Here is a 25,888-nt window from a genome sequence, read left to right on the forward strand (position 1 = left end):
ATTCAAACCGGGATTTGGGTCGAGCCGGACCGTTCCTGAAGCCCGAGTCGACTAAACTCCAAGTCAGGATGGAGGCATTGTTGAAAATTCTCAAGTATTTGAATTTTAAACGCTCGAACCCTGTCCGGGGATGTCTCGGTCACCGAACCAATTTCGTCCGACGATTTCATCGGATCGGTCGGGTCAGTTGGCTGAAAAAATGGGGGCCGCCGGCCCCCTTGCTGTATTCAGCTCCGCACTCCGGCAAAGTGTGTTTGCCAATCTTCGCGCTGTTCGTCGGTGATCTTGGCGAACAGAACGTCCGGCACCGTGAATGCGTGTCCGGCGGGCAGGGCGTTCAGCGCGGCCTCCACGTCCTCGGGCCAGCTGGTATCGAGCGTGTTCATCGCGCTCAGCATTCTGGCCGAAGTTTCAGGGATGAACGGCGCGCTGAGTACTGCATAAAGCCGGATCAGGTTCAGGCCCAGCCGCACCTGCGCGGCGGCCTGTTCCGGGTCTTCTTTGAAGGTGGACCAAGGCGCAGCGGCCTGCAGGTATTCGTTGCCCGCAACCCAGATCGCACGCAGTTCCTGCGCCGATTTGCGGACCTCCATCGCCTCCATGTGCGCCTCGTAGGCGCGAATGCGCTTGGTCAGTTCCTCGATCAGCGCCTGTTCGCGTTCACCGTATTCGCCACCGGACGGAACCTCTTCACCGAATTTCGAGCGGCAGAACTTGGTGATACGGCTGACGAAATTGCCCAACACGTCCGCCAGGTCCTTGTTGACCGATTGCTGGAAGTTCTCCCAGGTGAATTCGCTGTCGCTGCTTTCGGGCGCATGGCTCAGCAGCCACCAGCGCCAGTAGTCGGCGGGCAGGATGTCCAGCGCCTGGTCCATGAAGACGCCGCGGCCCTGGCTGGTCGAGAACTGTCCGCCGTCATAGTTCAGATAGTTGAACGACTTCAGGTGATCGACCAGCTTCCACGGCTCATCCGAGCCGAGGATGGTGGCCGGGAAGGACAGGGTGTGGAACGGCACGTTGTCCTTGCCCATGAACTGCACGTAACGCACGTCGTCGGCGCCCTTGTCGGTGCGCCACCAGCGTTCCCATTCCGCATCCGACTTGCCGTGGGCGTCGGCCCATTCCTTGGCGCAGGCGATGTATTCGATCGGCGCGTCGAACCAGACGTAGAAGACCTTGCCCTCCATGCCGGGCCAGTCCTCGTCGCCCTTCTTGACCGGGATGCCCCAGTCCAGGTCACGGGTGATGCCGCGGTCCTGCAGGCCGTCGCCGTCATGCAGCCATTTCTTGGCGATCGAGGTGGTCAGCACCGGCCAGTCAGTCTTGCCGTCGATCCAGGCGTCCAGCTGAACCTTCATCGCCGACTGGCGCAGATACAGGTGCTTGGTCTCGCGCACCTCAAGGTCGGTCGAGCCGGAAATGGCGCTGCGCGGGTCGATCAGGTCCGTCGGGTCCAGCTGCTTGGTGCAGTTCTCGCACTGGTCGCCGCGGGCCTTTTCGTAGCCGCAGTTGGGGCAGGTGCCCTCGATATACCGGTCGGGCAGGAACCGGCCATCGGCGTTGGAATAGACCTGCTTTTCGGTCACTTCGCGGATCAGCCCGGCCTCGGCCAGCTTACCGGCGAAATGCTGGGTCAGCTTGTGGTTCTGCGGGCTGGACGAACGGCCGAAATGATCGAAGCTGAGGCCAAAGCGCTTGGCGATGTCGGCCTGCACCTCGTGCATCTCGGCGCAGTATTCCGCCACCGGCTTGCCCGCCTTGGCGGCGGCCAGTTCGGCCGGGGTGCCGTGTTCGTCGGTGGCACACAAGAACATGACCTCGTTTCCGCGGCCGCGCTGGTAGCGCGCGAACAGATCCGCCGGCAGCTGCGAGCCGATCAGGTTGCCAAGGTGCTTGATCCCGTTGATGTAGGGAATTGCCGAGGTAATGAGAATCCGAGCCATGTTTGGTTTCCGCCTAACTGTCTGCGCGCGCTCTATCAAACCGGATCGGGAAATCCCAGCCCCAGAATGCTATCGCCCTTCGCGCGAGCGTTTCAGCAGGCGGCCGATGGTGAAGGACGTGCGCGGCGCGTAGACGTAGTTGGTGCGTTCCTCGGGCGTCGGGCGCGAGCGCATCCGGGCCAGTCCAAAGATGATCAGGACCGCGTGGCCCAATGCCACGAAGGCAAACAGCGCGCCGGGGCCGAATTGCTCGATCAGCGTCGAGGAAACATAGGGCGAGGCGATAGCCCCCAGCGCATACCAGAACATCAGCGCCGCCGACAGTTCCACCCGCTGCTCGGTGGTGGCGAAGTCGTTGGCATGGGCAGAAGAGATCGAGAAGATCGGAAAGGTCGTTATCCCGAACAATCCGGCGGCCAGCATGACGCCGACGGTGCCCGTGCCGCTGGCGGCCATGGTGATGCTGCAACTGACAACGGCGGCAATCGACATCCAGATCAGCACCCAGCGGCGGTCGTACTTGTCGGCCAGCCACCCGACCGGATACTGCGCCAGCGCGCCGCCCAGTACAAAGGCGGCCAGAAAGAACGCGATCTGATCGACGCCCAGCCCAACCTCTTGTCCGTAGACGGGACCAACCATCCGAAACGAAGCAGAGCTGATGGCCGAGACGATCACTCCAGCCACCGCCAAGGGCGAGCAATGCCAGGCCAGCTTGGGCCGCAAACGCGGTGCGTCCGGGGTTTCGGGCTGGCTGGCGCGCGTCAGGGTCAGCGGCAGCAACGAGGCACAGCACAGGATGGCCAGCAGGTTGTAAGAGACATATGAGGCAGGTGGCAGAACGGCGATGATCAACTGCGCGCTGAGAGAGGCTCCCATATCGGCCAACCGATATGTGCCCATGGCGCGGCCGCGGGTTTCGTTGGTGACTTTGGCGTTCAGCCAGGCCTCGATAACCGTATAACAACCCGCCACGCAGGTGCCCGAGGCAATGCGCAGCGCGGCCCATGCATAGGGGTTTTCGGTCAGCGTGTGGCCAATCAGACCCATCGCGCCCAGAGCCGTGCAGACCGCAAAGGCGCGCGAGTGCCCGATGGATCCCATCAACCTTGGCGCCCACCAGCATCCCGCGAAAAAGCCCAAGAAGTGAGCCGAGCCCAAAAGGCCGATCTGTTCGGTCGAAAACCCCAGCGTCAGGCCGGATATCGCGTCCAGCGGACCCACGCCGCCCGTGGAAAGCTGCAATAGAATGACCGAAAGAAAAAGGGCGGCGAATGAGATGATGGTACGCATGGGTCCAGTAGATGTCCGAATGGCGCATGACGATGCGCGCGGCTATTCGACTTTGTGGTGTCGTTTTCCGCCAGTTTCAGGGTTTTCTGCGAATTTCGGTTCGTATGTTCAATCCCACAGTTTCGTCGACCAGGTCCGCATAGCCGGTGGCGCCGAAATCGTTCCGGTTCAACGCGCCGGTCAAATGGATGAACAGCCGGTCCAGATCGTCCTTTGCGGAACCCGGCGGGCGATAAAGCGCGGCATCGAGAGTGATCGGACGAGTCACGTCGCGCACCGTCAAATCGCCGGTGACGGTCGCTCCGTCGGAAATGCGTCCGCCGGGGCCAAGGCTGACGGCCGTCGAGACGAAGTGGATAGATGGAAACCGCGCGGCATCCAACACGGATCGGCTTAGCATCGGGCCGCGTGCAAACGGCAGTTTCGTGCGTGCCTCGGCGACGTTCAGGACGACGTCGACCATGCTGTTGCGCAGGTTTTTTGTGTCCACTAGAACATCAGCGGTCTGGATCGGCATGGTGCCGGTCTGGGCCGAGCCAGCCAGACCGAATGTGAATTCGATCAATGTCCCTTGTGTTTCAAGTATATACGGAACCGGGGCGGCCACGGCGTGCCGCACCAAGGGCAGCGATGCCAGCCCCGCCAGTACCAGAGTTCGGCGGGTCAGGCGGCTCATGCCGGAACCCGCCCCTGGCGCGGCCGCGAGCGCATCAGCAGTGTCGCAATAATGGCGATGTTCAGCCCGTTCCACAGGATCCCGTTCACGAAGGCCAGTTCATACTGCCCGGTCACGTCATAGATCCAGCCGGACATCCAGCCACCCAGCGCCATGCCCATGATCGTCATCATCATCACGAAACCGACCCGTGCCCCGGCTTCTTGCGGGGGCATGTATTCGCGGACGACCAGCGCATAGCTGGGCACGATGCCGCCCTGCGCCAGTCCGAACAACAGGCTGATGACATAGAGCGACACCATCCCGTCATAAGGCAGGAACAGGAACAGGGCGATGCATTGCAGGATCGACCCGATCAGCAACGTGTGAACGCCGCCCAACTTGTCTGCCACCAGCCCCGAGATGATCCGGCTGACGACACCGCCCATCAGCATGAGCGACAGCATCTCGGCCCCGACCGCCGGGCCATAACCCAGCCCCACGCAGTACGAGACGATGTGGACCTGCGGCATCGACATTGCGACGCAGCAGCCAATTCCGGCGAGGCCCAGAACATATTGCAGGGTCCGCGGCGACAGGCCGACGCTGCGCGCGTTGATCTGCGCGGCGGCTGCGGCGGTGCCATGCGCCTCGGCCGGGACCTGCCGGCGCAGCAGCAGCGACAGCGGGATGACAACGATCAGGGTGATGACCGCCAATGTCAGATAGACCTGCTGCCACCCGTCGCGGGCGAGGATACCGGACAGGAGCGTGGGCCAGATCGCGCCGGACAGATAGTTTCCGCTGGCCACCAGCGCCACGGCGATCCCGCGTCGGCGCAGGAACCAGTGCGAGATGTCGGCGATCAGCGGGCCGAACCCGACGGCGGTGCCCAGGCCCAGCAGCAGATGCGCCACCGACAGCATCGTGATCGTCGGCGCCCATGTCGCCAGCAGATAGCTGAGCGCGCTGAGGCCTGCGGCACCGATCAGCGCCTTGGTCACGCCCAGCCGGTCCACCACCTGACCCAGCCACATGTTGCCAAGCGCAAATCCGATCATGGCCAGCGTGTAGGGCATCGAGGCCTCGGCCCGGCTGGCGCCGAACTGGGTCTCGATCGCGGGCATCACCACGATCACCGCCCACATGCCCACATTGGCCACCGCCGCAATGGCCAGCGTGACCAGAAGGCGAAGCCAGGAATAGCGGCTGTCGTGGATCGGATGGGTCATTTCGGCACGCTAGGGGGCGGGATGCAGTTTGACCAGTCACAACTTGCGTGATCCGGGGCCGGTCGGTCAGGCGCAGGTTTCCTCGACGCCGATCCGTTGCAGGTGCAGCCCGGTGCGCGGCGCGGTCTGGGTGGCGTGCCAGCTGACCGGGGGCAGGGCGCGGGCGCGGCGGCGGGTCAGGGTCCAGCGGCGGGTCTGGCCCGTGTGCGCCGGGGCCATGTGCCAGCGCGTCTCGATGCCCTGCGCGCCGCCGTCGCCCGGGGTCAGCAGCAGCCCCAGCGGGGCCTGACCCATCGTGCCCCCCTGTTCGGCGGCCAGATGCATCCGGCGCACCGGCGTCAGACCCGGTGCCCCCGGCAGATCGCCGACCACCAGCGGCACCGCCCCGCTGCGCAGCGCCTCTTCGATGCACCACAGCAGGTCCTCGGCCCGGGTGGGGCGGACGAACAGGAAACGGGCGGGATCGGCAAAGGGCATCATGCCGTCGGGGTTCAGCTGATCGGCCTCCCACGCGGGCGAGATCCACAGAACCGGCCCCTGCGCCTGACCGGCCAGCCACATGGCAAAGCTGCGCCGCGCGGGGCCGCAGGCCTCGTGCACGCGGGCCAGTTGCAGCGAAATCTCATCATGCAGGGTCAGCCCCGGCGCCGCGCGCGCCGGTTTGCGGCCAAGAAGATGCGTGGACATGGCCGAATTCTAGCATGTTCGCACTTTGTTCTCAATCCCGAAAGCCGCCATTCAGCGCGACAGGGTCATCCGGCCGTCAGAAAACTGGATGTTGGAAAAACGGTGCAGGTAATCCATGCCCAGCAGGGACTGGTCCAGATCTCCTCCGTTGATCCATGCCGCAACATTTCGGTCCGTGATGGGCCCCAACGCCAGGCTGTCGAGGCGCACAGGCGCAGTCTGGACCACCCCATTTGCGGTCGAGGCACGCCCGTGAAAGGTCAGCTGACCGGTATCGAATCCGACGCGCTCCGCGTCCTGCGGGCTCAGCACGATCTGGCTGGCCCCGGTATCCACCAGGAATGTCACCGGTTTGCCATTCACCAGCATCGGCAAGTAGTAGTGCCCGTCGAACGAGCGGGGTACTTCGATCACATCTCCGGTCACGGACATCTGCGGAGATACGCCAACGGTCGAGCGGATGTCGCCCCAAAGGCCGACAACGGCAATGATCCCGATGAAGATGAAGACCCAGGCCATAGCCATCTGCAGGGTCTTCCCCAACGACTGCCGATTGTGAGTGAAGAACCACATCAGCAGTGCGGCTCCCAGCAGAACCAGATAGGCCAACCGTCCAAAATCGTTACCATCCATGCGGGCGCCCGAAACCTTCTTTCATAAGGTCAATATGGGGTTTCAGGACGCGAACCCAAAGGCCTTGAGCCCGTCAAGAATGAACTGAACCGACAGCGCGGCCAGCAACATGCCCAGAAGGCGGGTCAGCACGGTCAGGCCGGTCTTGCCCAGAATGCGCGCGATCAGGCCGCTGGACAAGAAGAACAGCAATACAACCGCCATCACGGCAAGCATCACGCCGACAGCGGCAGCGATGCCCTGAATGCCGGGGTGCTCACCGGCCAGAAGGATGATCGTTGCGATCGATCCGGGCCCGGCCACCAGCGGAATGGCCAGCGGAAAGACCGAGGGGTCAGGGTGCTCTTCTTCTTCCGCTCGGTCCTCGCGCCGCTTGTTGCGCCGCTCGAACAGCATGTCGAGCGCGGTCAGAAACAGCAATGCGCCGCCAGCGACCTTGAAAGCCTCCATCGAGATGCCGACAAAGCCGAGAACCGCCTCTCCGAAAGCGGCGAAGGCGATAAGGATGCCCGAAGCGGTCAGGCACGTGCGGTAGGCGACGCGGCGACGGGTGGCCGGGTCCATTCCTTGTGTCAGCGCGACGAAGATCGGTGCGGTGCCAAAGGGATCGATCACAACGAACAGGGTTGTGAACGCGGTTATGAAGAATGCCATTTCGATCATGCGGCGGCCTCTGCGCTTTCCAGCCGCTCGGCGGCGGCGACCCACAGCGCCTCGGCGCGGGACATGGCCTCGACCACCTCGGCGAATTTTCGGTTCCAGGTTTCCAGATCAGCGATCCGGTCATCTTCGTACAAGGCCGGGTCGGACAATTTGGCCGAGAGCTTTTCGTGCATGTCCGTCAATTTCTCCAGCCGTTCCTCGCATTTCCGCAGGTCGGCCCGTAGCGCGAGAATGGTATCGCGAGAGGCGCGTTTGGGTTTGGCGGCCGGTTTTTCCCGGGCCAGTGGTTTGTCGCGCGCCAGCAGCATCTGGCGATAGGCTTCCAGGTCGCCGTCAAAGGGTTTGACCGTGCCGTCCGAGACCAACCACAGCCGATCGGCCACCAGCCCCAGCAGGTGCATGTCGTGGCTGACCAGAACCACAGCACCGGAATAGGCAGTCAGCGCCTCGACAAGGGCCTCGCGGCTTTCGATGTCCAGATGATTGGTCGGCTCGTCGAGGATCAGCATGTGCGGCGCGTCGATCGTCGCGATCAGCAGCGACAGGCGCGCTTTCTGGCCGCCTGAAAGCCGGCCCACCTCGGTTTCGGCCTGATCCGCGCCCAACCCGAAACCGGCCAGACGCGCGCGCAGCTGGGCCGGGGTCTCGGTCGGGCGCAGGCGCCGCAGGTGATCCAGCGGTGTTTCGTCCACATGCAGCTCGTCCACCTGATGCTGGGCGAAATACCCGATGCGCAGCTTGCTGCTGCGGGTCATCTTGCCCGCCATCAGCGGCAGCCGGTCCGACAGCAGCTTGGACAGTGTCGATTTTCCCTGACCGTTCTTCCCCAACAGCGCGATCCGGTCGTCCTGATCAATGCGCAGGTTCAGCCGGCGCAGCACCTCGGTGTCGCCATAGCCGGTGACGCCGCCCTCAATCTGAATGATCGGGGGCGACAGTTCCTCGGGCTCGGGGAACGAGAAGGCGCGCAACGCGGCCTCCTGCGGGGTCGAGATCAACTGGATCCGTTCGATCATCTTCAGCCGCGATTGTGCCTGAACGGCCTTGGACGCCTTGTAGCGGAACCGGTCAACGAAGCTTTGCAGATGGGCGATGCGGGCCTTGGCCTTGGCGTTTTCGGCCTCGGCCTGAGCCAGACGTTCGGCGCGGCGTTCGGCGAACTTGTCGTAGGGCACCGCGTAATAGGTCAGCTGGCGGTCTTCCAGATGCAGGATCGAGCCGACCGCCCGGTTCAGCAGGCCCCGGTCGTGGCTGATGACGATGACCGTATGCGGATATTTCGCCAGATAGCTTTCCAGCCACAGCGCGCCTTCAAGGTCCAGATAGTTTGTCGGTTCGTCCAGCAGCAGCAGGTCGGGCTGTGAGAAAAGAACCGCCGCCAGAGCGACCCGCATCCGCCAGCCGCCCGAGAAATCGGAGCAGGGCCGCTGCTGATCGGCATCGTCAAAGCCCAGCCCCTTGAGGATCGTAGCCGCTCGGGCTTCGGCCGACCAGGCGTCGATATCGGCCAGCCGGGTCTGAATCTCGGCAATCCGGTCGGGGTCTGTGGCCTGCTGCGCCTCGGCCATCAGGGCGCTGCGCTCGGTGTCGGCGGCCAGGACCGTGTCGATCAGCGATACGTTTGACGAGGGCACCTCTTGTGACACACCGCCGATCCGCGCGCGTCGGGGCAGGGTGATGCTGCCCGATTCCAGCGCCAGCTCGCCCCGGATCAGGCGGAACAGAGTGGTCTTGCCGGTACCGTTGCGACCGACCAGACCCACCTTGTGGCCTTCGGGAATGGTGGCGCTGGCGCCCTCGAACAGAGGGCGGCCTTCGACCGAATAGGTGATTTTCTCGATCCGTAGCATGGGCCGCTCTTAGCAGAGCGATACTGGCACCGCCAGACGCAAGCCATGTGCAAACCACATGCGCTGTGCTAGCGCTTTTGCAGATGAACGAAATTCGGATGTTGAGATGCGGGCCGCACAAACTCCACCCTCTTTGGTGACCCTTGTCCTTGCGACCGGTCTGTCCGTGCTGTCGTTGAACATGTTCCTTCCGTCCCTTGCGAACATGGCGGTCGATTTTCGGGCGGATTATGCGCTGGTGAACCTGTCGATCGCAGCCTATCTGGCCGTGTCCGCCGTACTGCAACTGATCCTTGGGCCAATGTCCGACCGGTTCGGGCGCAGGCCGGTTCTTTTGACCTGCATGGCGGTCTTTGTGGCGGCGTCACTTGGCTGTGTTCTGGCGGAGTCGATCTGGACCTTTCTGGGGTTCCGTCTGATGCAGGCCGCCGTGGTCGGGGGCTCGGTGCTGTCTGCCGCGTCGATCCGCGACCAGTTTCCGCCCAACGAGGCCGCAAGCAAGCTGGGATATGTCGCCATGGCAATGGCTTTGGCGCCGATGCTGGGCCCGATGCTGGGTGGCACTTTGGACATGCTGTTCGGGTGGCGGGCCGGGTTCGTCTTTTACACGGTTGCAGGGGCGGCGCTGCTGACGCTGCTCTGGGCGGAGATGGGCGAGACCAACCACAACCGGTCCGCCACTTTTGCCGTGCAGATGCGCGAATACCCGCACCTGTTCCGTGCCCGGCGGTTCTGGGGCTACGCGTTGTGCGCGGCATTCTCGATCGGGGGGTTCTACAGTTTCATCACCGGGGCGCCCCTGGTGGCCGCCGCCTGGTTCGATCTGAGCCCCGCCACACTGGGCCTGGGGATCGGCATCATCACCGGCGGTTTCATGGTCGGCAATTTCGTAACGGGTCGGATCGCCGCGCGTACTCGGCTGACGACGATGATTCTGGCCGGGCGCATCATCGCCTCGGTCGGGCCGTTCTGCGGGCTGTTGCTGTTTTTAGGGGGGATGGGGTCGGTCTGGGTGTTTTTTGGATCAGCCATATTTGTTGGTTTTGGAAACGGTTTGACGAACGCCAACGCGTCTGCGGGCGTCATGTCGGTTCGACCGCAACTGGCCGGCAGCGCGGCGGGCCTGTCGGGCGCTCTGATCGTCGCGCTCGGTGCGGTCATCACTTCGATCACCGGAGCTGCGGTCAGCCCCGAAAACGGCCCGTATCTGGTGCTGTCGATGATGGCAGGCAGCAGCTTTCTGGGCCTTTTGGCCGTTCTGTATGTCCGTTGGGTGGATGCACGGGACCCGCTTCCCGACGCAATCTGACGCCCAAAGGCGCGATCGCGCCATCATTCCACTTTTCACGGGCGAAATACCGTGTTAGGCGGCGCGCGATGAATTTCGCGCGGCCCAGCCCGCGCCGTCAGACCAAGGAGAGGCCCGATATGGCACTGGAACGCACTTTTTCGATCATCAAGCCCGATGCAACCCGCCGCAACCTGACCGGCAAGATCAACGCCAAGTTCGAGGAAGCCGGCCTGCGCATCGTCGCGCAGAAGCGCATCCACATGACCAAGGAACAAGCCGGCAAGTTCTACGAAGTTCATGCCGAGCGTCCGTTCTATGACGAACTGTGCGAGTTCATGTCGTCGGCACCGGTTGTCGTTCAGGTTCTGGAAGGCGAAAATGCCATTGCCAAGAACCGTGAAGTCATGGGTGCAACCAACCCCGCCGATGCGGCACCGGGCACCATCCGCGCCGAATTCGCCGAGTCCGTCGGTGAGAACTCGGTTCACGGCTCGGACGCGCCGGAAACCGCAGCGGTTGAGATCGCATATTTCTTCTCGGGCATCGAACTGGTCGGCTAAGCCGCACCACGATACCTGTCGAGATTGCCGCGTCCGATTTCGGGCGCGGTTTTTTGTTGGTCAGACGGATTTCAGATCGTCAGGGCCGACACGTACACCGATGGCATCCAGATCCGCGACGATCCGGGACGCCGGAGCCTGGTTCGTTGACGATTTCAAAGCATCGAACCTTGCGCGCAGGGCTTTCTTTTCTTCGCCCTTGCAATCGTTCCAGGGGCGGCCCTGCAAGCCCATGACCAACACGTAATAGCCGATGAAATGAGGCCGGGTTCCGGCCTGTATCAGCCGGGCATAAGCCGCATCGGCACCAAGTTCGCGTAGCTCTTCGGCCGAGTGGATGCCCGCACGGGCACAGGCCTGCTCGAAAGCAGGTCCAAGATTGCGGATGGAAGACACAGGTTCGGGCATGTTTCTTTCTTAGCTTTGCCAGGGCGTGCTGTCACTGCCCGCCGGAACGTTGTGCGAAGAATTCCGTTGCGCTAGGCATTGAGCGACGGGTCCGTGCAGGAGGGGGAAGGAATTGACAAGCGACATCAGCAATCTGGACCTGATGAACCCGCCCGAGGGCTTCATCGACAATCCCTTCCCGTTTTATGATGCGCTGCTGTCTTCGGCGCCGGTTCTGGCGCAGCCCGATGGCTCGGTTCTATTGTCGCGGCACGCTGATCTGGACCGGATCTATCGGGACACGACCCTGTACTCGTCCGACAAAAAGGCCGTGTTCGGACCAAAGTTTGGTCCGGGATCACCATTGTTCGAGCATCACACCACCTCGCTGGTGTTCTCGGATCCGCCATTGCACACGCGGGTTCGCAAAATCATGACTTCGGCCCTGACCCCGCGCGCCATCGCCCGGATGGAGCCCGGTTTGATCCAGACCGTCGATCGTTTGCTGGATCGCCTGGAAGACAAGCGGCAAGTGGATCTGATCGAAGACTATGCCGCCACCATCCCGATCCAGATCATCGGAAACCTTCTGGACGTACCGGTGGACGAGCGCGAACCGCTGCGCGACTGGTCCCTGGCCATTCTTGGGGCGCTCGAACCGGCACTGAGCGCCAAGCAACTCGAGGACGGCCATGCGGCCGTTCGGGACTTCAAGGAGTATCTGGCCGATCTGGTGGCCCGGCGCAGGGCCACGCCCGGCGACCCCGAAACCGACGTCCTGACCCGGTTGATCCGCGGTGAAGGGGCCGACGAAAAGTTGAGTGAAATCGAGTTGCTTCAGAATTGCATCTTCATTCTGAATGCGGGTCATGAGACCACGACGAACCTGATCGGAAACGGGTTGGCCTTGCTGCATGACCACCCGGAGCAGCGTCAGCGGCTTATGGATGATCCAAGCCTGATCAATACGGCGGTCGAAGAGGTTTTGCGGTTCCGTTCACCCAACCAGTTCGGCAACCGGGAAACGACGGCTGACATCGTGATTGACGGGTGTCCGATTGCCAAGGGCACCAACCTTCATCTGTGTATCGGCGCTGCAAACAGGGATCCGGCCGTGTTCCCAGACCCGGGTTTGTTCGACATTTCGCGCAAACCGAACCGTCACCTTGCCTTTGCCGGTGGGCCGCACGTTTGCGCAGGTCTTACACTTGCGCGCCTTGAAGGGCGGGTCGCCCTGTCGCGGTTCGTGACACGGTTCCCAGATTTCCAACTGTCCGATGAACGTGTCAGAGGTGGGCGTATGCGGTTCCGCGGATATGCTTCCTTGCCCGCGTCCCTTTGATCGACAAAAAGGGTGGGGCGTTAACCTAGGGTTTTTGCGCCAGCTTCAGAACTGCCTTCAGCCCGGGATCCGCATTCTGGGCACTGAAGCCCCCGCCATGCATGCGGGTGATGGCCGCCACCAAAGCCAGTCCGAGGCCTGAGTTTCGGTCCGACCGCGCGGGATCGAGCGTGACGAAGGGCAGTTGAAGCTGCGACAGCATCTCGGCCGGCACGCCCGGGCCGCGGTCGCGGACACTCAGCAGGGCAAACGGGCCGTCTTCGCGCAGTTCGATGGAAATTGCAGTTCCTTCAGGGGCATAGCGCATGGCGTTTTCCAGAAGGTTCGACAGGGCCTGCGACAGCAAAGGGCGGTGCCCCATGATCGGAGCCGCCCGACCCGTGACCTCGAGGCGCACATCCTTGTCGGCCGCGACCGGTTCGTACAACTCCACGGCATCGTTGACCAAGCGCTCAAGGTCCACAGGTTCAAACTGCTCCCGCCCCAACCCCGCCTCGGCGCGTGAGATCTCGGTCAGCTGTCCGAGAACCCGCAACACGTGATCGATTTCGGCCGTTGCCCGGGCGATGTCGACCTCACGATCCAGGTCGCTTTTGCCTGGCTCGGCCAAGGCGACCACCCGCTGCTTCAACCGGGACAGAGGTGACCGCAGATCATGCGCGATCGAATTTGACGTGGTGCGCAAGTTGCTAACCAACTCTTCGATCCGGTCCAGCATGTTGTTCAATGTGCCTGCCATCTGGTCGAACTCGTCGCCGGTGCCACGCTGTGGCATTCGTTGGGACAGGTCGCCGGACACGATGGTTTCTGCGGTGTCGGCGATATCCTTCAGCCGCGAAAACACCAGACGGGTCAAAAGCCAACCGGTCAGAATGCTCAGCGCAAGGGCCGCGCCCAAGGCCAGCGCCACCGAATGAAACAGCACCCGGTCGAACTGCTGACGGGCGAGGGCGTCGCGGCCCACCAACAGCCGTTCGCCGCCGGGCAGCAAGATCGATGCGGCGGAGATCGGGACCAGCTGATCCGTCTCGGTTCTGCGCAGTTCCAGATCCACCCACCCACTGCCAGCGGCGATGCCTTCGGGCCATCGCTTGAGGTTGCCGGCCAAGGTTTTTCCCGAGCGGTCAGCCAACAGGTAAAGCGCATCGCGCTCGGACGCGGTCGGAAGCCGGCGTTCGATGGCCACCATCAGGCCGACCAGCCCCAGGCGTTCGTACTCGTCCGCCAGCCCGGTCAGTTCGGCGGACACGACAGATCGGGTTTCGCCTTCGATCGTGCGGTTGGCGGTGATATAGACCAGCAACAATACGGCCGCGGTCAGCAATGTGCTGAGCACCATGCTGGCCAGCACCAACCGTGTCCTGGAGTCCTTGAACGACAAGGGCGACTTAACCATCAGAAACCATGTAGCCAGCCCCGCGCACGGTTTCGATAAGCGGTGGTTCACCACCTTCATCCAATTGCCTACGCAGTTTGGAGATGTGAACGTCGACGACGTTTGTGTTCGGGTCGAAATGGTAGTCCCAGACACCTTCGAGAAGCATCGTCCTCGACACCACCCGGTTTTTCCGCCGAAGGAAGAATTCCAGAATCTGGAACTCTCTGGGCGTCAGAGTGATCTCGCGACCGTTGCGTGTGACCTTTCGGGTCAGCAGATCCATTTCAAGGTCGCGGCATTTGAGGGTCGGGGTTTCCTCGGATTCCTGAGGTCGGCGCAACAGGGCTTCGATCCGGGCATGAAGTTCCTGAAATGAGAAGGGCTTGACCAGATAGTCGTCGGCACCCGCATGCAGCCCTTTCACCCGCTCGTCCACGGCGCTCATGGCTGTCAGCATCAGAACCGGCGTCTTGACCCCGGCGGCGCGCATCGACTTGATCAGGGCCAGACCATCCAGCCCGGGCAGCATCCTGTCCAGAACGACCGCGTCAAATCCACCGTCGGTCGCGTGGTACAAACCTTCGCGGCCGTCCTCGGCGCATTCGACGACATAACCTTCCTCGCCAAATCCCTTGGCGATGAAGTCCCGCGTGTCTTCATCATCCTCAACGATCAACAGACGTCTGCTCATGGTCGGATTTCCTTTCACTCAGGATATAATCACGTATGGACAGGTAAAAAAACTGCCGGGTGCGAAATCCGCACCCGGCAATCCCGACAGCACGTGGACAAATCGTGTCCGCCAGGAGATGCGCGCACCGGATATCCCCATCATGCGGTGCGCGCGGGACGCAGGTCAGGCGATCTCGACGGCGACGAAGATCTGATTGCCGCCGCGGTTGATCAGCATCAGCGCCGGATCGGTCTTCTGATCTTCGAGCGCGGATTTGAGCGCCTCGGGTGTTTCCACATCCTGGTTGCCCAGCTTCACGATCACGTCGCCCTGCCGCAGACCGGCCTTGGCCGCCGGGCTGTCCGGCTTGAGCGAAGTGACGACCACGCCGTGCACGTTCTCGGGAACTCCGATCTGCGCACGAGTCGCTTCGGACAGCGGTGCTACGGTGACACCCAGCGTCTTGCCCGCCACTGCGTCATCGGTCGGTTCCGCGTTTGCCGCCATCTGGGCCGAATGCTGCCCGATCGTGACGTTCAGGGTCTCTTCCTTGCCATTGCGCAGGACGGTAACCTTGCTGTCGGTTCCGACGGCCGTGGTGCCAACGAGCACCGGCAGTTCACTGCTCGAGTCGACCTGTTCGCCATTGAAGGCGATGATCACGTCGCCCTGTTGCAGCACGCCCTGAGCGGGGCTGTCCGGCAGAACCTCGGACACCAGTGCGCCGACAGTGCCATCGACACCCATCGCTGCTGCCAGCTCGGGGCTGATGTTCTGGATCGAGACACCCAGCCAGCCACGGCTGACCTGGCCATCGTCACGCAGGTCCGCAGCGATGTGCTCGACGATGTTCGAAGTCACGGCAAAGCCCAGTCCGACCGAACCGCCACTGGGCGAATAGATGGCCGAGTTCACCCCAACGACTTCGCCGTCCATGTTGAACAGGGGACCGCCCGAGTTGCCTTTGTTGATGGCCGCATCGGTCTGAATGAATTCAGCGTAGGGGCCTTCCGAGATATTGCGTCCCTTGGCGGAAACGATGCCGGTCGTGACGGTCGAACTCAGGCCGAAGGGGTTGCCGATGGCGACCACGTCTTCGCCCACGCGGATGTCATCGCTATCCCCCAGCGGGACCGGCTGAAGCGCCTCATCCGCCTCGATCTTGAGCAGCGCGATATCGGTCAGGGGATCGGTCCCCACGACTTCAGCCTCGTACGAACGATCATCGCTCAGGCGCACGGTGATCTTGCTGGCTTTGTCGACGACGTGGTGGTTGGTGATGATATAGCCATCTTCATCCAGTACGAACCCGGATCCCAAGCCCTGACTGGGACCACGGCGCGGGGCGTCAAAGCCTTCGGGAATCCCGAAACGTTTGAAGAACTCACCAAAAGGCTGACCTTCGAAATCAAACTCCTGGCCACTCGCCGGCGACGGGGCCGCGTCGATCGAGGCAATGACGGTTACCACGGACGGTGAAACTGTTTCGACCAGATCCGCCAGGGCTTCGTCGGCCTGCGACGGAATGGCGGTCGCGGCCAGCAACGCCGCGCTCAGCGCGGTGGCGCCAAACAGCCCTGAGGTACGAGGAAGAATAAGGGGGGATTTGCGGATGCTCATGTTGACTAGGTCTCCTTGGTTCGGCGCTTGTTGATGTGCGCTTTGCAGGGAACATGAGCCGCCAGTCTTTGCGTTTTCTGACTGATCAATTAATAAATCTTAATTTTGCCACATTGCAGGCGTCTGGTAGCGCTCGCAATCCCGGGAATCGGCCGTGGGAGTTGCCGGTCGAATCGGTGGATTGTTGCCGAAATGAGGGTCAAATTCGCAAAAGCATTGAATTGAATCAAATTTGTTAACAGTCCAGCGGCGGTTTTTGACCGAATTTTCACGGACACTCAAAGGTTGCGCCGCCGCCCTTTCAGAAGGTGGTAATTGTACAATAGGTCTTTGCAAAAATGTCATTTTGATCGTTTAGCGCTAAATATTTCATGTCCTGGGTCAGCAATGGCAAAGCGCACGAACAACCTTGGGTAGATTTCCGTGACGCGCGTTGTTGCGGAAATACCATTACGAATCCGGTAAAATTAGCCGATTCAACCAATTTTACGTTGTTTGCACTGAACTTATCGGTGACGATGAACGTGCCCAAGTGAAAGGGGGGCCTGACAGCATCAAGGGGGTGCTTGAAGGCAGATCTCAGTCACCGGAAGCGCTGAGCGGCATGTTAACGAGGGGGTCTTGTTTCGGTTCGGCAGCACATTGGTCTGATGTCTTGACGACATCCGGGCCGCGTTTTCGGGATTGGTGAAAGTGGTAGTCCTGTTTTGGGCAACCGGCCCGGTCGTTCTCGACCGGGCCGCGTTACTTTTGGGATCTTTGCTTTTTACGCCATTCGGCCCACGCTTGGGGCGTATCCAGATCCAGAATAGCGTTCTGACCCGGCAAAGGCTGCAGGTGCACCTGGTGCAGATGCGCGCGTACGATGGCTTGTGCGCCGCCATCTCCGGTCAAATGCGCCAGATCAAAAAAGAGACTTCGGTCGAAGATTACAGGATGGCCTGGAACTCCGTCCGAGGACGCTCCGCGCCAGATCAGCTTGTCAGGATGTTCGGTGACCGACCGGAGGACCGCGCGCAGGTCGTCTGATGTCAGATCTGGGAGATCGGCCAGCAGGATCATCGCTGCCCGGGCAGATACCGGCAGCTGCGCGACAGCCCTGCGCAAACTGGCATTCATGCCTTCATCCGCATCGGGAACAGAAATGACCTCCAAATCCATCCCGCTCAGGGCGGTGTATCGCGGGTGAGGTGCCGGCGGCAGGGCGACGATGACCGGCCCGACAGCTCGCGCGGTTTCAGCCGAGCGTCGGATCAGTGGTTGACCGTCGACAATTTGCATCAACTTGTCCACTCCGCCCATACGGCGAGAGCTTCCGGCGGCCAGCAAAATGACAGGGATATCCTTCATGGCGGCCACCTTGCCGCCAACCGGAACGGCTGTCACCCCCGCATACGCGCACCGTCGGGGTCAAATAGTGGACTGGTCAGCACACGGGCTTTGCGCATCTGGCCCAGGATTTCGATTTCAACTGCCAAACCGTTGGCCGCCAGGCCCGTTGGCAGGAAACCCATGGCAACTGATTTCTGCGCGAAATGCGAATACCCGCCGGATGTGCAAAACCCAACGACCGCGCCATCGTGCCAGATGGGCTCGTAGGCGTTCACATCTGCGTCCTCGGCTTCGACCTCAAAGGCCACAAGCTTCCGGGCTGGTCCTTCAGCCCGCTCGGCCTCGGCGACAGCGCGCCCGATGAAATCGACGTTCTTGGAGAACGAGATGAAGCGGTCCAGCCCGGTTTCAGCGGCTGTGTAATCGGGCGAGAACTCGCGCATCCACGAGCCGAAGAACTTGTCCAGCCGCAGGCTCATCATAGCGCGCATGCCGAATGGGGTGATGCCGTGCGGCTGGCCGGCCCGCCACAGCGTCCACCATAGCTGGCGTTGTGCCATCGGATCGCAGTAGATCTCATAGCCCAGATCGCCGGTATAGCTGACCCGCTGTACGATGCAGTCGGTCATGCCGACGATCATTCGGCGCACATCCATGAAGCGCATGTCGCTGATGTCTCCGCGGGTGCAGGCGGCCAGAACTTCGCGGGCCTTGGGGCCGGCGATCTGGAAGCCGTTGCGTTTGTCGCTGATATTTTCAACGGTTACGCCGTCTTCCTGATGCTGCTGGAACCAGCGCATATGGAAGTTCTGCGCACCGTAAGAGGCGGTGAGTTGGAACTCCTCCTCGCCCAGGCAGGACACGGTGAAATCACCGATCAGTTTGCCCTTGGGCGACAGCATCGGGGTCAGCGACAGGCGGCCCGGGTTGGGGATGCGACCGGCCATGATCCGATCCAGCCAGTCGCGGGCGCGTGGACCTGTTACAAGGTATTTGCCGAAATTGTGCACTTCGTTGATGCCGGCGCCTTCGCGCACAGCGCGAACCTCGCGGCCCGTTGCCTCGAAGGCGTCCGAGCGGCGGAAGGACGGGGTTTCATAACCCGGCTCGCCCTCTTGCGCGAAATAGTTCGGCACTTCCAGCCCGTATTGCTGGCCCCAGACCGCACCCAGATCGCTGAAGATGTCATACATCGGCGTGGTGCGGTTGGGCCGCGCGGCCGGCAGTTCCTCGTTGGGGTAGGCGACGGAGAAACGCTTCTGATAGTTCTCGATCACCTTGGGGCGGGTGTAGCCGGGGGTGATCCAGTCGCCGAAGCGGGCCACGTCCATGGCAAAGACGTCGCGCTCGGGTTCGCCCTCGATCATCCATTGCGCCAGTGTCAGGCCGACGCCGCCGCCCTGGCTGAACCCGGCCATCACGCCGCAGGCCGACCAGTAGTTGCGCACGCCGGGCACAGGCCCGACCAGCGGGTTGCCGTCGGGGGCAAAGGTGAAGGGGCCGTGGATCACCGATTTCACCCCGGCTTCGGCCAGAACCGGGAAGCGGCGATAGGCGAATTCGATCGCGTCGGTGATCTTGTCGAAATCGTCGGGCAGCAGCTCGTGCCCGAACTCCCACGGCGTGCCGTCCACGGCCCAGGGTTTGCAGGGTTGTTCGTAGAAGCCGATGCAGAGACCGCGGCCTTCCTGCCTCAGATAACTTTCGCCGGCCGGGTCCATGACGTGCGGATGCTCGCTGCCCGCGTCGATGATCGCCTCGATTTCGGGGATGGTGTCGGTGACGAGGTACTGGTGCTCCATCGGGTGCAGCGGGAAGTAGATGCCCGCCATCGCGCCAACTTCGCGTGCCCAGAGGCCGCCAGCGTTGACGATATGCTCGGCGTGGATGGTGCCCTTGTCCGTCACAACGTCCCACGTGCCGTCGGGGCGCTGGTTGGTTTCACGCACCATGCAGTGGGTCTCGATCGTGGCGCCGCCCATCCGCGCGGCCTTGGCATAGGCGTGGGTCGTGCCCGAAGGGTCGAGGTGCCCGTCCAGCGGATCATAGAGCGCGCCGATGATCCCGTCGGTGTTGGTGATAGGGGCGATCTGCTTGATCTCGTCGGGGCCGACGATCTCGGTCTCCAACCCCATGAAGCGATGCTTGGCGCGTTCGGCCCGCAGCATGTCGAACCGGTCCTGGTTGTCGGCCAGCGTGATGCCGCCCACATGGTGCAGCCCGCAGGACATGCCGGTGATCTCTTCCAGTTCCTTGTACAGCCTGATGGTATAGCCCTGCAGCGCGGCCATGTTGGTGTCGCCGTTCAGCGTGTGGAACCCGCCCGCCGCGTGCCAGGTAGATCCGCTGGTCAATTCCGACCGTTCCAGCAGCATCACATCCGACCAGCCCAGCTTGGTCAGGTGATACAGCACCGAACACCCGACAACTCCACCGCCGATCACGGCAACCTGACACGTGGTTTTCATCCGCACCTCCTTGCGTCTGGCCCGAAGGTGCAGGGGTGCCGCGCCGGTATCTGTCACGAAAACGACCGAGTTTGTCGTTTCCGCCGGCCGTCCGTCAGAGCGGCCGCACCTTCAACCAGGTAATCCGGTTGCCCTCGCGTTCGACGACCTCGAACCGGAATCCGTGGAACGAGAACACCTGACCGACGGTCGGAATCATCTGCGCTTCGTGGATGACCAGCCCGGCAATGGTGTTGGCTTCGTCATCGGGCAGGGACCAGTCCATCGCACGGTTCAGGTCGCGGATGGTCATCGAGCCTTCGACCAGATACTGACCGTCTTCGGTTCGCGTAACCGTCACATCTTCGTCCACGTCGAATTCGTCGGCAATCTCGCCGACGATTTCTTCGAGGATGTCCTCGAGCGTGATCAACCCGCGCAGCGAGCCGTATTCATCTACCACCAGCGCAAAATGGCTGTGCATGCGCAGGAATTCCCGCATCTGATCGTCCAGCGTGGTGGTCTCCGGTACGAAATAGGGGTCATTTGCTACCTTGAGGATGTCAAATGACTTCAGTCTTTCCGCCCCGCCATCGCTACCGCCTGCCTTTGCGTACATGGCACGGAACAGATCCTTGGCGTGCACGACGCCCACGATGTTTTCGGGCTGGCCACGGAACACCGGCAGGCGCGTGTGACGGCTTTCGAGGCATTGTTTCAGGATCGATTCAGGGTCTGCGTCCGCGTCGATCATCTCGATATTCGAGCGGTGCAGCATGATTTCCTCTACCGTGCGGTCGCCGAGGTCAAGCGCGCCCAGGATGCGGTCGCGGTCCTCTTTTTCGACGACCCCCTCGGAATGGCCCAGTTGCAGAGCACCGGCGATCTCCTCGCGTACGGCAAGGATGTTGCTGTCGGGGTCGATCTGAACCCCGAACAGGCGCAGTACACCGCGCACCAGCAGGCGAACGGCAGCCACCACCGGCGAAAACACCGTAACGACGACACCGATCACCGGGGCGACCGCCGCGGCGGCCTTTTCGGCATTGGTAATCGCGTAGGTCTTGGGCAGCACCTCAGCAAAGACCAGAACAAGCAGGGTCATGACCAAGGTGGCCAGTGCCACGCCGCTTTCTCCGAAAAGTCGGGTGAACAAAGCCGTGGCCAGCGAGGCTGCAAGGATGTTGACGAGGTTGTTGCCCAGCAGAACCGAGCCGATCAGACGTTCGTTGTCGTCAGTGATCTCCAGCGCCTTTTGCGCGCCGCGCGATCCTTTGTCGGCTTGCGCCCGCAGTTTACCCCGCGAAGACGCCGTCAGCGCTGTTTCAGACCCCGAGAAGAAGCCGGAGAGTACCAGCAGAAGCAGAATTGAGGCCGTAGTCAGCCAGAAGGCGCCATCGAGAAGAGAAGGGTCAGAGTCCATCGGTCCGTTTCAGGTATTGTTGATGCAATGGTTATGGGGGCGCAGATGCGCGCGATCAAGGGTTTGGCCCTAGTCTCGACCGTCATCCTTGGCAAGCGGGTGATGCTGCAACACCAGTTCCGACAGGCGCTCGTCCAGGACATGCGTATAGATTTCTGTCGTCGCGACGTCGGCGTGACCAAGCAGGGTCTGGATCGAACGCAAATCGGCCCCATTGGCCAAAAGATGCGTCGCAAAGGCATGGCGCAGCGTGTGTGGCGTGACTTTGTCAGGAGATACACCACCTTGCACGGCCAGTTCCTTTATCAGTGCAAAGAACCGGTGTCTGGTCAGGTGCCCTGATTTTCCGCGCGAAGGAAACAGGAACCGGGACCGCTGGCCTCCGTTGGCGGCGGCTGCATCTTCGGCTTCGTCCCGGATCGTCAGCCATGCCGCCAAAGCATCGCGCGCAGGCGGTGACAAGGGCACCATGCGCTCTTTTCCGCCTTTGCCGAGAACCAGCAGCATGCGTGGGTCGCCCCGGGCGGATGATACCGGCAGGGAAACAAGTTCGGTCACACGCATCCCGGTCGCATACAGAATTTCCATCAGGCAGGTGTTGCGCAGCTTGTCTGCCGTACTGCGCCCTGTTTGCCTGGCGGCCTCAAGCAGGCGGTCGACTTCGGCCACGTCCAGCGTCTTGGGCAGTCTTTTCTGGCGTCCCGGGCCTTTGATCTGGATGGCCGGATTGGTCGAGCGCCAGCCTTCTTCAAACGCGAAACGGTACAATTGCTTGATGGCAGAGAGGCGGCGGGCGCGGGTCGCGCGCGAAAGGCCTTGTGCGTCACAGTCAATCAGGTAGGCCTCGATCATATCCTGGTCGGCGGCTTCGAACTCGGCATTTCGCCGACCGAGCCACGCGGCAAAGTCCTTCAAGTCTCGCCCATAGGCCAGCAAAGTGTTGGTTGCCGCCCCAAGTTCTGCGGCCTGCGCCTCGAGAAACGCGGAAATCCACAAGTCTTGTGTCGCCGGAGCGGACACTGTCAGGCCCCCTTCAGAACAAGCAACTGCAAGGCGGCACGGCGCGCCGTGTCTTCCAGGCCGACATGCCGGAACACCGCGATGGCCGCAGTCAGGTCAACCAGATTGCCGCGCGCGCCATGCGCGAACATCTGCATGGCCTCAAGAATTGCCTCACCCAGACGGTTTGCTTCCAACATCGCGCGGATATCGGACGGGATCGGTGCCGACCATGCAAACCCTTCGGCAATGGCGTCAGCCATCGGTGAGGGCGAGTTCGAACGCTCGGGTTGGCCCGATGCCAAAGCAGCCAGAAAGGCATTGGCCTCGGGTCCGTCGGGGACAGATCGTGCGGCATCCTCGTACAACTCGGACAACAGCAGGATGCGCCAGCGCAGATTCTCGGTGGTCGGGTCGGGCAACTTGATCGGCATCAGGCGCTCGGCGAACAGTTCGGCAAAGGGCACTTCGAGCCCGACCGAACCCATTTCTGCCCAAACTTTCGGCAGGGTCTTGGATATTGCCTCGGGGCTTCCGGTCTCCAGCGCCGTTTCGAAACGCTGAACAGCCGAGACGCGATCCCAGACCGCGCCCGAAGCCGCAGGCGCGCGCTCGGTATAGAGGCCCAGCAGATGGTTCGGCGTAAGCGCGCCGATGCGGGTCAGACGCTCGGCCGCTTCGATCTGGGCCTTCCAACCGGCAACATCGCGCAGGTCGGCATTGGCAAAGGCCCGCGGCAACGAGGCGGTCGGAAGTCGCTCGCCGATCGCTTCGAACAGGCGAAACGTCAGCGGGTCAGGGTCTTCGGGTTGCGGCAAATAGGCGGCGCCTTCGAACATTTCTGGGCTTAGGAAGCGATCCAGCAGATCGAGTTGCTCGGGCGGCAGTAATTCGAGCGCATGCGCCGCTTCGAGTGTCAGTGCGGCCGAAGCCCAGTCACCTCTGCGGGCCTTGCAGAAGACCTGCGCGGAATAATCCCCCGACAAATGCGGTTGCGCGATCAGGGCAGTGCAGCTGCGGTCTTCGTCGCCGGTCAACAGAGTTGCGTCAAACCATCGTTTGAACCGCTCAGGCGTATCGGTGGGGCCGGCTAGCTGCACCAAGGATTGCGTCGGATCGGCGGCACCCAGCTGCATCAGACGATCCAGCCGCGCCAGCAGAAGTTGGTCTGGCTCATTGGAATTTGCCGGGGCGCGGGCCTCGGTCAGCAAAAGTGTGAACAACAGCCGCTGCATGGCAGGGTTCGATTTGACCGGCACGCGCGCGATGAGTTCGGCCAGCCGGGCCGGATCGCTGGGCAGCCACAGATCAACCGGCAGCCCGGTCGCGGACCCATCCACCAATCCCAACGGCGGCGACAGCGCCTCGAGCGGAGACACCTGGATGTCGGGCTGCAGGCCCGTATCGGTAACCGGCGGCTCGAGCAATACGGTCCCCGGCAACAGGTCAGGGGCCGTCTCCAGCCAGTCGATCGCGGATAGCGGCTGTTCGGTTTGTGCGGCGGCTTGGCCGGTCAGTGCAAGCGCCAGCACGACGGCCCTAGTTGACATCCAGAATTACCGGTTCGCTGATTTCGCTTTGCGGGGCCGAGAAATCGGCGCCGAAGAATGGGCCAAGATACGCATAAGCCACCAAGCCGATGAAAAGCAGGCAAATTAGGTACAACAGGAATTTGATCAGACGGCCCATGGCTCAACGCTGCCTCAATTTTCGATTTTGGCCAAGTTATAACTGGCATTTTTCCCAAGATCACGTCATTCACAGGGAAATGAGCGAAATTAAGCATAACGTGGCGCCGGCCGGACAACGGCAGGTCTTTGACCTGCACAAAACGGTGGTTTTGGTCGGCATGATGGGCGCTGGCAAGACGGCCGTGGGGCGCGCTCTGGCCGCGCGCCTTGGTGTTCCATTCCTCGACAGTGACAGCGAGATCGAATCGGCTGCCAACATGACCATCCCCGAGATCTTTGAACGGGACGGCGAGCCGTTCTTTCGCACCAAAGAAAGCCAGGTCATCGGCCGTCTGCTGGACGAGAAAAAGGGTATCCTGTCGACCGGCGGTGGCGCTTTTCTGAGCGAAGAAAACCGGACGATGATCTCGGACCGCGGGGTTTCCGTATGGCTGTGCGCGGATCTGGATGTGTTGTGGAACCGGGTGCGCCACAAAGACACGCGACCCTTGCTGCGTACGCCTGATCCGTATGCAACGCTGCGTGACCTGTACGAGGCCCGCGTGCCGTTGTACGCACAGGCCGATCTGGTGGTGAATTCGGACGGCGACACCGCGATCGAGGATATGGTTGACCGGGTTTTGGAAAAGCTGATGACGCGCCCGGATGTATTGGAAGTCAAATAGATGCATCAGACAGTTAACGTTGATCTGGCCGAGCGGTCCTATGACGTGGAAATCGGGCCGGACCTGTTGGCTCAGGCCGGTGCGCGGATCAAACCCATGCTGCACCGTCCGCGTGTAGCGGTTCTGACCGATGAAACCGTGGCCGGTTTGCATATGGATGCTTTGCGCAGCGGCCTGGCGTCCGCCGGGGTGGAAATGACCGCATTGGCTCTGCCCGCAGGTGAGGCGACCAAAAGCTGGCCGCATTTCGAGCGCGCCGTCGAATGGCTGCTGGCCGAAAAGATCGAACGGCGCGATATCGTCGTAGCCTTCGGCGGTGGAGTAATCGGAGATCTGGGGGGCTTTGCCGCCGCAGTGCTGCGTCGCGGTGTGCGCTTTGTGCAGATCCCAACCTCGCTTCTGGCGCAGGTCGACAGTTCCGTGGGAGGCAAAACCGGTATCAATGCTCCGCAAGGCAAAAACCTGATCGGTGCGTTTCATCAACCTTCGTTGGTTCTGGCTGATACCTCAGTGCTTGGCACCCTGACGGCGCGTGATTTTCTGGCCGGATATGGTGAAGTCGTAAAATATGGCCTTCTGGGGGATGCCAATTTCTTCGAATGGTTGGAGCGCAACGGCCCCGCGCTGTCGGCCGGGGACATGGCGACCCGGGTTCAGGCGGTCACCCGTTCGGTTCAGATGAAGGCCGACATCGTGGCCCGCGACGAGACTGAACAAGGCGACCGGGCGCTGTTGAACCTCGGGCATACGTTCTGCCACGCGCTTGAGGCGGCGACGGGCTATTCCGACCGGCTGCTGCATGGCGAGGGTGTTGCCATTGGCTGTGCCCTGGCGTTCGAGCTGTCGGCCCGCATGGGGCTGTGTTCCCAGGAAGACCCGAGCCGCGTCCGCGCTCACCTGAAGGCGATGGGCATGAAGACCGATCTGTCTGATATTCCGGGTGATCTGCCGAGCGCCGAAGATCTGGTCGACCTTATGGCTCAGGACAAGAAGGTCGTTGACGGCCAGCTGCGTTTCATCCTGGCGCGTGGGATCGGGCAGGCCTTCGTCACGTCGGACGTGCCACGCGATGCCGTTCTGTCCGTTCTGCAGGATGCATTGGCAACGTGCTGATAAGCGGA

The 25,888-nt window shown here is 62.0% G+C and carries 23 protein-coding genes; 5 read left to right on the forward strand and 18 right to left on the reverse strand.

Annotation, left to right across the window (positions count from 1 at the left end):
* Positions 1 to 227: 227 nt before the first annotated feature.
* From metG to AC2FML_RS01300, 8 genes are all read right to left on the reverse strand, one after another.
* On the reverse strand, positions 228 to 1,946 hold the full coding sequence (gene metG / locus AC2FML_RS01265) for a methionine--tRNA ligase (protein WP_496781631.1): 1,719 nt from the start codon (positions 1,944 to 1,946) through the stop codon (positions 228 to 230).
* A 69-nt stretch (positions 1,947 to 2,015) separates the two neighbouring features.
* Complete coding sequence (locus AC2FML_RS01270) at positions 2,016 to 3,239, reverse strand: MFS transporter (protein WP_170357586.1); 1,224 nt, start codon at positions 3,237 to 3,239, stop codon at positions 2,016 to 2,018.
* 76 nt (positions 3,240 to 3,315) lie between these two features.
* Positions 3,316 to 3,915, reverse strand: coding sequence for a YceI family protein (locus tag AC2FML_RS01275; protein WP_170338990.1), 600 nt, complete (start codon positions 3,913 to 3,915; stop codon positions 3,316 to 3,318).
* A complete protein-coding gene (locus tag AC2FML_RS01280; RefSeq protein WP_170339548.1) occupies positions 3,912 to 5,126 on the reverse strand; it encodes an MFS transporter in 1,215 nt (404 codons plus the stop codon). Before AC2FML_RS01280 ends, AC2FML_RS01275 begins: the two co-directional genes overlap by 4 nt.
* 66 nt (positions 5,127 to 5,192) lie before the next feature.
* Positions 5,193 to 5,813 carry an ImuA family protein gene (locus AC2FML_RS01285; protein ID WP_170338986.1) on the reverse strand — a complete coding sequence of 207 codons (621 nt, stop codon included), beginning with the start codon at positions 5,811 to 5,813 and terminating at the stop codon, positions 5,193 to 5,195.
* A gap of 51 nt (positions 5,814 to 5,864) precedes the next feature.
* Complete coding sequence (locus AC2FML_RS01290; protein ID WP_496781633.1) at positions 5,865 to 6,446, reverse strand: retropepsin-like aspartic protease family protein; 582 nt, start codon at positions 6,444 to 6,446, stop codon at positions 5,865 to 5,867.
* Positions 6,447 to 6,488: 42 nt separating this feature from the next.
* Complete coding sequence (locus tag AC2FML_RS01295; RefSeq protein WP_093961850.1) at positions 6,489 to 7,109, reverse strand: MarC family protein; 621 nt, start codon at positions 7,107 to 7,109, stop codon at positions 6,489 to 6,491.
* Positions 7,106 to 8,959, reverse strand: a complete 1,854-nt coding sequence (locus AC2FML_RS01300; protein WP_496781635.1) for an ABC-F family ATP-binding cassette domain-containing protein — start codon at positions 8,957 to 8,959, stop codon at positions 7,106 to 7,108. Before AC2FML_RS01300 ends, AC2FML_RS01295 begins: the two co-directional genes overlap by 4 nt.
* 106 nt (positions 8,960 to 9,065) lie before the next feature.
* Here AC2FML_RS01300 and AC2FML_RS01305 point away from each other — a divergent pair, with 106 nt between their 5' ends.
* Together AC2FML_RS01305 and ndk are read left to right on the forward strand one after the other, a co-directional pair.
* Positions 9,066 to 10,268, forward strand: coding sequence for a multidrug effflux MFS transporter (locus AC2FML_RS01305; protein WP_496781637.1), 1,203 nt, complete (start codon positions 9,066 to 9,068; stop codon positions 10,266 to 10,268).
* 119 nt (positions 10,269 to 10,387) lie between these two features.
* On the forward strand, positions 10,388 to 10,810 hold the full coding sequence (gene ndk, locus AC2FML_RS01310; RefSeq protein ID WP_027237357.1) for a nucleoside-diphosphate kinase: 423 nt from the start codon (positions 10,388 to 10,390) through the stop codon (positions 10,808 to 10,810).
* A gap of 60 nt (positions 10,811 to 10,870) precedes the next feature.
* Here ndk and AC2FML_RS01315 read toward each other — a convergent pair whose 3' ends face one another.
* On the reverse strand, positions 10,871 to 11,218 hold the full coding sequence (locus AC2FML_RS01315) for a TfoX/Sxy family protein (RefSeq protein WP_170339541.1): 348 nt from the start codon (positions 11,216 to 11,218) through the stop codon (positions 10,871 to 10,873).
* Between the two features lie 142 nt (positions 11,219 to 11,360).
* Between AC2FML_RS01315 and AC2FML_RS01320 the strand changes: the two genes are divergently transcribed.
* Positions 11,361 to 12,539 (forward strand): cytochrome P450, encoded by a 1,179-nt coding sequence (locus AC2FML_RS01320; RefSeq protein ID WP_170367201.1) that lies wholly within the window; start codon positions 11,361 to 11,363, stop codon positions 12,537 to 12,539.
* Between the two features lie 25 nt (positions 12,540 to 12,564).
* Here AC2FML_RS01320 and AC2FML_RS01325 read toward each other — a convergent pair whose 3' ends face one another.
* The 9 genes from AC2FML_RS01325 to AC2FML_RS01365 all read right to left on the reverse strand — a co-directional run bounded on the left by AC2FML_RS01325 (position 12,565) and on the right by AC2FML_RS01365 (position 24,100).
* Complete coding sequence (locus AC2FML_RS01325; RefSeq protein WP_367647656.1) at positions 12,565 to 13,890, reverse strand: sensor histidine kinase; 1,326 nt, start codon at positions 13,888 to 13,890, stop codon at positions 12,565 to 12,567.
* A gap of 37 nt (positions 13,891 to 13,927) precedes the next feature.
* Positions 13,928 to 14,608: a response regulator transcription factor gene (locus AC2FML_RS01330; protein WP_093961855.1), complete on the reverse strand. Its 681-nt coding sequence runs from the start codon at positions 14,606 to 14,608 to the stop codon at positions 13,928 to 13,930.
* A gap of 165 nt (positions 14,609 to 14,773) precedes the next feature.
* Positions 14,774 to 16,210, reverse strand: coding sequence for a DegQ family serine endoprotease (locus AC2FML_RS01335; RefSeq protein ID WP_170366971.1), 1,437 nt, complete (start codon positions 16,208 to 16,210; stop codon positions 14,774 to 14,776).
* 744 nt (positions 16,211 to 16,954) lie between these two features.
* Positions 16,955 to 17,560, reverse strand: a complete 606-nt coding sequence (locus AC2FML_RS01340; RefSeq protein ID WP_496781640.1) for a nucleotidyltransferase family protein — start codon at positions 17,558 to 17,560, stop codon at positions 16,955 to 16,957.
* A gap of 32 nt (positions 17,561 to 17,592) precedes the next feature.
* Positions 17,593 to 20,010 carry a GcvT family protein gene (locus tag AC2FML_RS01345; protein WP_496781642.1) on the reverse strand — a complete coding sequence of 806 codons (2,418 nt, stop codon included), beginning with the start codon at positions 20,008 to 20,010 and terminating at the stop codon, positions 17,593 to 17,595.
* Between the two features lie 94 nt (positions 20,011 to 20,104).
* Entirely contained in the window at positions 20,105 to 21,412 is a 1,308-nt protein-coding gene (locus tag AC2FML_RS01350; RefSeq protein WP_170339536.1) for an HlyC/CorC family transporter, read from the reverse strand.
* 69 nt (positions 21,413 to 21,481) lie between these two features.
* Positions 21,482 to 22,432, reverse strand: a complete 951-nt coding sequence (locus AC2FML_RS01355; RefSeq protein WP_170442514.1) for a site-specific tyrosine recombinase XerD — start codon at positions 22,430 to 22,432, stop codon at positions 21,482 to 21,484.
* A gap of 2 nt (positions 22,433 to 22,434) precedes the next feature.
* Positions 22,435 to 23,961: a hypothetical protein gene (locus tag AC2FML_RS01360; RefSeq protein WP_496781643.1), complete on the reverse strand. Its 1,527-nt coding sequence runs from the start codon at positions 23,959 to 23,961 to the stop codon at positions 22,435 to 22,437.
* Positions 23,951 to 24,100, reverse strand: a complete 150-nt coding sequence (locus AC2FML_RS01365; protein ID WP_170338962.1) for a hypothetical protein — start codon at positions 24,098 to 24,100, stop codon at positions 23,951 to 23,953. Before AC2FML_RS01365 ends, AC2FML_RS01360 begins: the two co-directional genes overlap by 11 nt.
* A gap of 79 nt (positions 24,101 to 24,179) precedes the next feature.
* Here AC2FML_RS01365 and AC2FML_RS01370 point away from each other — a divergent pair, with 79 nt between their 5' ends.
* Positions 24,180 to 24,767, forward strand: coding sequence for a shikimate kinase (locus AC2FML_RS01370; protein WP_170363624.1), 588 nt, complete (start codon positions 24,180 to 24,182; stop codon positions 24,765 to 24,767).
* Entirely contained in the window at positions 24,768 to 25,880 is a 1,113-nt protein-coding gene (gene aroB / locus AC2FML_RS01375; protein ID WP_496781645.1) for a 3-dehydroquinate synthase, read from the forward strand.
* The last annotated feature ends 8 nt before the right edge of the window (positions 25,881 to 25,888 follow it).

This window comes from Ruegeria sp. BHSC029 (genome assembly GCF_059613085.1).

Coding starts and splice junctions, on each gene's coding strand:
- AC2FML_RS01370 (WP_170363624.1), top strand. CDS start 24,180: ATGAGCGAAATTAAGCATAACGTGGCGCCGGCCGGACAACGGCAGGTC.
- AC2FML_RS01365 (WP_170338962.1), bottom strand. CDS start 24,100: ATGGGCCGTCTGATCAAATTCCTGTTGTACCTAATTTGCCTGCTTTTC.
- AC2FML_RS01315 (WP_170339541.1), bottom strand. CDS start 11,218: ATGCCCGAACCTGTGTCTTCCATCCGCAATCTTGGACCTGCTTTCGAG.
- AC2FML_RS01360 (WP_496781643.1), bottom strand. CDS start 23,961: ATGTCAACTAGGGCCGTCGTGCTGGCGCTTGCACTGACCGGCCAAGCC.
- aroB (WP_496781645.1), top strand. CDS start 24,768: ATGCATCAGACAGTTAACGTTGATCTGGCCGAGCGGTCCTATGACGTG.
- AC2FML_RS01300 (WP_496781635.1), bottom strand. CDS start 8,959: ATGCTACGGATCGAGAAAATCACCTATTCGGTCGAAGGCCGCCCTCTG.
- AC2FML_RS01350 (WP_170339536.1), bottom strand. CDS start 21,412: ATGGACTCTGACCCTTCTCTTCTCGATGGCGCCTTCTGGCTGACTACG.
- AC2FML_RS01295 (WP_093961850.1), bottom strand. CDS start 7,109: ATGATCGAAATGGCATTCTTCATAACCGCGTTCACAACCCTGTTCGTT.
- AC2FML_RS01335 (WP_170366971.1), bottom strand. CDS start 16,210: ATGAGCATCCGCAAATCCCCCCTTATTCTTCCTCGTACCTCAGGGCTG.
- AC2FML_RS01330 (WP_093961855.1), bottom strand. CDS start 14,608: ATGAGCAGACGTCTGTTGATCGTTGAGGATGATGAAGACACGCGGGAC.
- AC2FML_RS01290 (WP_496781633.1), bottom strand. CDS start 6,446: ATGGATGGTAACGATTTTGGACGGTTGGCCTATCTGGTTCTGCTGGGA.
- AC2FML_RS01320 (WP_170367201.1), top strand. CDS start 11,361: ATGAACCCGCCCGAGGGCTTCATCGACAATCCCTTCCCGTTTTATGAT.
- AC2FML_RS01285 (WP_170338986.1), bottom strand. CDS start 5,813: ATGTCCACGCATCTTCTTGGCCGCAAACCGGCGCGCGCGGCGCCGGGG.
- ndk (WP_027237357.1), top strand. CDS start 10,388: ATGGCACTGGAACGCACTTTTTCGATCATCAAGCCCGATGCAACCCGC.
- AC2FML_RS01275 (WP_170338990.1), bottom strand. CDS start 3,915: ATGAGCCGCCTGACCCGCCGAACTCTGGTACTGGCGGGGCTGGCATCG.
- AC2FML_RS01270 (WP_170357586.1), bottom strand. CDS start 3,239: ATGCGTACCATCATCTCATTCGCCGCCCTTTTTCTTTCGGTCATTCTA.
- AC2FML_RS01340 (WP_496781640.1), bottom strand. CDS start 17,560: ATGAAGGATATCCCTGTCATTTTGCTGGCCGCCGGAAGCTCTCGCCGT.
- metG (WP_496781631.1), bottom strand. CDS start 1,946: ATGGCTCGGATTCTCATTACCTCGGCAATTCCCTACATCAACGGGATC.
- AC2FML_RS01280 (WP_170339548.1), bottom strand. CDS start 5,126: ATGACCCATCCGATCCACGACAGCCGCTATTCCTGGCTTCGCCTTCTG.
- AC2FML_RS01345 (WP_496781642.1), bottom strand. CDS start 20,010: ATGAAAACCACGTGTCAGGTTGCCGTGATCGGCGGTGGAGTTGTCGGG.
- AC2FML_RS01305 (WP_496781637.1), top strand. CDS start 9,066: ATGCGGGCCGCACAAACTCCACCCTCTTTGGTGACCCTTGTCCTTGCG.